6 protein-coding genes are annotated in these 4,681 nt (G+C 55.9%); 2 read left to right on the top strand and 4 right to left on the bottom strand.

Annotated elements, in window-relative coordinates; all coding sequences use genetic code 11:
- Together OSC10802_RS45540 and OSC10802_RS0134060 are read right to left on the bottom strand one after the other, a co-directional pair.
- A partial coding sequence (locus tag OSC10802_RS45540) for a transposase (RefSeq protein ID WP_198525370.1) occupies window positions 1-289 on the bottom strand: 289 nt, incomplete at its 3' end.
- A 183-nt stretch (window positions 290-472) separates the two neighbouring features.
- Entirely contained in the window at window positions 473-991 is a 519-nt protein-coding gene (locus OSC10802_RS0134060) for a pentapeptide repeat-containing protein (RefSeq protein ID WP_017721241.1), read from the bottom strand.
- A gap of 140 nt (window positions 992-1,131) precedes the next feature.
- Between OSC10802_RS0134060 and OSC10802_RS0134055 the strand changes: the two genes are divergently transcribed.
- Window positions 1,132-1,653 (top strand): YraN family protein, encoded by a 522-nt coding sequence (locus OSC10802_RS0134055; RefSeq protein ID WP_017721240.1) that lies wholly within the window; start codon window positions 1,132-1,134, stop codon window positions 1,651-1,653.
- A gap of 319 nt (window positions 1,654-1,972) precedes the next feature.
- Here OSC10802_RS0134055 and OSC10802_RS0134050 read toward each other — a convergent pair whose 3' ends face one another.
- Entirely contained in the window at window positions 1,973-2,362 is a 390-nt protein-coding gene (locus OSC10802_RS0134050) for a hypothetical protein (protein ID WP_017721239.1), read from the bottom strand.
- A gap of 298 nt (window positions 2,363-2,660) precedes the next feature.
- On the opposite strand from OSC10802_RS0134050, the gene queA reads away from it, so the two are divergent.
- A complete protein-coding gene (gene queA, locus OSC10802_RS0134045) occupies window positions 2,661-3,785 on the top strand; it encodes a tRNA preQ1(34) S-adenosylmethionine ribosyltransferase-isomerase QueA (protein ID WP_044172571.1) in 1,125 nt (374 codons plus the stop codon).
- A 658-nt stretch (window positions 3,786-4,443) separates the two neighbouring features.
- Here queA and OSC10802_RS55175 read toward each other — a convergent pair.
- The coding region (locus OSC10802_RS55175) for a hypothetical protein (protein ID WP_232731888.1) at window positions 4,444-4,681 on the bottom strand (238 nt) is incomplete at its 5' end.

Genomic DNA, 4,681 nt, shown 5'->3' with positions numbered 1-4,681 from the left:
CGGCTTTGGTGACGACCACTTCATCTCCTGCCAGAAGATATACTTCAGAACTCCGGTATAAATGCTGGCGAAAAAAGACCCAGAACAGGGTAGCCCAAGGTCGGGCCGTGTGGAAGAATCGTTGGACAGTTCGATAACTCCCACCTGGGCCCGCCCAGCGGGACAGACCCAACATGGTCACTCGCCCTGTCATGGCCAACATTGCGAAGGCAATCCGGCTCAGCTGACGCACACTGGTGGCCCCAATCTCTGGTTGCAGGCACTGTAAAAGTGGTAAGATGTCAAGCATGGGCTTTTGTGGAGTTCTCAGTTGTCGTTGTAGTAAACAACAACTGTACTACAAAAGCCCTTTCCTTTTTTGGCGAAGGTATTGTTAAAGAAACCGGGTTTTTAAACCCTTCGTTTATCCGTTTAATCAATAGGCCTATGGCTGCCAGGTGGCGGAGCAGGACGCAAACCGCACAAGGAAATTTTATCTCAGGTAATCGCACTCCAGGGTTTCGCGAGTGTCGCGACCGGTGACGGGATTGGTGCCTTTGGCCACCTGGCAAAGCTGTTGCTGGACGTCCTTTCTCAGCAACACATCCGTAAAATCAGCGCCGTCAATGATGGCTCCGTCAAACTTGGTATTGAAGGCGAAGGAACCCTCAAGAATAGCGTTAGTTAAATTCGCCCGGGTAAAGCGTGCCGTGTCCAAAGTCGCGTTGCGCAAGTCAGCCCCCTCCAAAGTCGCCCCCAGGAGACTGGCACCGAAAAAACTAACCCCCTGCAGGTTGGCGTGGCTGAAATTGCTGCCGCGAAGATTCGCTTTTGTAAAGCTGGAATCTGTCAAATCCCGACCCGAAAAATCGGCGTTGTTCAGTGTTTGTTTGTTGTAGTCGGCAGCGAAGGCGGGTGCCGGGTGGAAGCCAATCGCTGTCAGGCAAGCCACCGCACAGAAAACCGCACAGAATAGTATGGCTGGAAGACGCTTACGAAATATGGAATTCATTCTGTTTGTGTTGAACCGGCAACCGTTTGTTTAGCACAAAAGAGCTTTTGAGTCAACAGCTAGTGGGGGAGTTGCGCCCTTTAGCCGTGTGTGCTATTTGGTAATCGTACCAGCTTGCGCAACAAAACTGAATTGCCCCCATGCCTGAAGAGCGAACGCCACCCTATGCCAGTGAGAGCCGCACCCCTGATCGGGGCGCATCAGGAGAGGACTTAGTTGCTGAGTGGTTACAGCAGCAAGGTTGGGAGATACTCCACCGGCGCTGGCGCTGCAGGTGGGGAGAGATAGACATCATTGCCCACCAAATGCCGGCGGGCGGTGACCGGCAGGGGGAAGCCACCCTAGCCTTTGTAGAAGTCAAAACTCGCCGGCGGGGGAGCTGGGATGCAGGCGGTCTGCTGGCCATTACGCCGAAAAAGCAGGAAAAACTTTGCAAAGCGGCACAGCTGTTTTTGGCCAACCGCCTGGATTTAGCAGAGATCCCGTGCCGGTTTGATGTGGCCACTGTCAGCTGCCTGGAGCAGCCGCCGGTATGGATCGCCGGCACCCCACCGGGTGTCCCCCCCTTACCGGTGCCCGTCAGACTCGGAGAGCCGGTCTTCCGGGGACAGTACCAACTCACCCTGCAAGACTACATCGAGTCAGCATTTGCCGGGGGCTAGGGGTGAGAGGTGAGGGGTGAGGGGTGAGGGGCTAGGGGTGAGGGATAAGAGGGACACGCGACACTCGCACCTACCACCTAAGAGCTATAGCAGTAGCCACTTAGGTTAGGACATGGGCATGGGGCACGATCGTATTGGGCACGTTCGTATTGGGCACGTTCGTATTGGGCACGTTCGTATTGGGCAAAAGCTGTGAGTCTTACCCATGCGCCATACCCCATGCGCCATACCCCATGCGCTATACCCCATACGCCATACCCCATGCGCCATGCCATGAATGTCCGTTCCCAATATGAATACTGCTATAACACCGACCACCTCAAGCCAGGGTTTCTGGGCAATAGCCCAGCCCTTTAACGAATTGCCGGCGAAACTCCTCAATCTCGCTCTTGTCCGGATGCCCGTGAGAGACCACAGCCATATGGTAGCGACGCATGACATCAACGGGGGACTGTCCGTTTTCCAAGCTCCAAAGGGCCATTTGCAAGCGAATTCCCGGAGTGTAGGGAATTCCCAGTTCATTCATAAACGCTCGGAAGTTGCTGTCAATCTGCGGCTCCAGGCGGTCGCTCATCTTGACCCGAATCACCCAGCCATCAATCTGATGAATAACGCTCATAAAGGCAACTGGCAGATGGCTGGCGCTGTTGAGGTATTCAGCGATTCTCAGCGTCAGGCTAGCATTGGCAACGTAATACAGATATTCCATTTTTTGCGGGATCTTGCGTGGGCTACTCTTTATATTTTCCCCAGATGCGTCCCCTAAAGACTACGGGGATCGCCCCGAGTTCCCACTCCTAGAGTTCCCCAATTACTCCCCAAATTCACAGGGGCAACTCGGTAAAATAACAGAGATATAAATTCCCCAGACTGTCATCCACCGGAAGTGAGATATTTGAGCCAGCATCTGCTGCCGCCTCAAAGCTGTCGCGCTTGCGCAGGTGAGCGTCAGATTTGCGGATTATCAGCGAGGAGCTTCAACATTGCTAGACCCTGACGCGAGCCAGATTCACCCCCTATCGCCAACTCCAGCCCAGAGTGGCCCTGACTGGGATCTGTCCAACGCCGCTTATGACTATTTTTTGCCCGCCGGTCGGATCGCACAGAATCCAGCTGTCCCCAGAGACAGTTCCCGGTTGCTGGTGGTGGATTCTCCCACTCACCACAGCCACCGGATTTTTCGGGATTTGCCCGATTTGTTACAGCCGAACGACTTGCTAGTCCTCAACAACACGCGGGTCATCCCCGCCAGACTCTACGGTCACAAATCCACCGGCACACCGGTAGAAGTCTTGCTGCTCGAGCCGCGCACCTCCAGCACCTGGCTGGCTTTAGTCAAACCGGGAAAACGCCTCAAACCGGGGGCATTGATTGAGTTTGAACAGCTCCCTCCCTGCCACCGCCAAGGAAGCGCTGAGCACTCACTTTTGAGGGCAAAAGTTCTGGACACGGATGAAGGCACTGGCGGGCGGATTCTGGAGTTTGATGTTCCAGAGGGGGTATCGTTTGCCCAGCTGATCGAGGAATTTGGCCACGTGCCGCTGCCTCCCTACATCACTGAGTCTGCTGCCTCACCGAACCAGTATCAAACAGTCTACGCTGACCATCCTGGAGCGGTGGCGGCTCCCACCGCTGGGCTGCACTTCACCGAAGAGTTGCTCCAGCGGTTGGCCCACCGGGGGATAGATCGGGCGTTTGTGACGCTGCACGTCGGGGTGGGGACGTTTCGACCGGTGGAAGTTGAAGACCTCACCACCCACAAAATGCACGAGGAGTGGGTGGAGGTGCCGGTGGCCACCGTGGGGCAAATCCGCCAAACCCGGGAGAGGGGAGGGCGAGTTATTGCTGTGGGCACGACGGTGGTGCGAGCGCTGGAGGGGGCAGCTGCCTCGGGCCAGTTGCAGCCGTTTTGCGGCAAGACAGATTTGTTTATCTATCCGGGATACGAGTGGCGAGTGGTGGAGGGGCTGATTACCAATTTTCACCTGCCCCGCTCCAGTTTGCTGATGCTTGTGAGCGCTTTGGTGGGGCGCAAGCGCTTGCTGGACTTGTATCAGGAGGCTATCGCTCAGGAGTACCGGTTTTATTCTTTTGGCGATGCCATGCTCATTTTGCCGGATGCCAGGGGTTAGGGTTTAGGGGTTAGGGTTTAGGGGTGGGGTGCCGGTGCCGCCGGCATTAGTCCGGTGCCTGTGCAGGGAGAGGAGTCCTAGCGAAAATTTGTGAACCATTGGTACACAAAATCATCGGCGAAAGTGTCAACCCCTGCCGGTTTTCCGGGCCCGTCTCAGGGGTGGGGTGCCGGTGTTCCCTGACATTCCCCCGGTGCCTCTACAGGCAGAGGAATGCTAGGAAAGATTTGTGAACCATTGGTACACAAAATATCTGCGAAAGTGTCAACCCCCCTGCCGTTTTTCCGGGCCCGTCTCAGGTGTGGGTGCCGGTGCCGCCGGCATTAGTCCCTACAGAGAGAGGAGTGCTAGCGAAAAGTTGTGAACCATTGGTACACAAAATATCTGCGAAAGTGTCAACCCCCTGCCTCCCTTCCGGGCCCGTGTCAGGGGTGGGGTGCCGGTGCCGCCGGCATTAGTCCCTACCGAGAGAGGAGTGCTAGCGAAAAGTTGTGAACCATTGGTACACAAAATCATCGGCGAAAATGTCAACCCCTGCCGTTTTTCCGGGCCCGTCTCAGGGGTGGGGTGCCGGTGCCGCCGGCATTAGTCCCTACAGAGAGAGGAGTGCTAGCGAAAAGTTGTGAACCATTGGTACACAAAATCATCGGCGAAAGTGTCAACCCCTGCCGTTTTTCCGGGCCCGTGTCAGGGGTGGGGTGCCGGTGCCGCCGGCATTAGTCCCTACAGAGAGAGGAGTGCTAGCGAAAAGTTGTGAACCATTGGTACACAAAATATCTGCGAAAGTGTCAACCCCCCTGCCGTTTTTCCGGGCCCGTCTCAGGTGTGGGGTGTCGGTGCCGCCGGCATTAGTCCCTACACAGAGAGGAGTGCTAGCGAAAAGTTGTGAACCATTG

Origin of the sequence: Kamptonema formosum PCC 10802 (assembly GCF_000332335.1) — a bacterium.
Classification (GTDB): Bacteria; Cyanobacteriota; Cyanobacteriia; order Cyanobacteriales; family Oscillatoriaceae; genus Oscillatoria.
The sequence above is the reverse complement of the archived record's forward strand: the minus strand, read 5'-3'. Positions and strand labels throughout refer to the sequence as shown.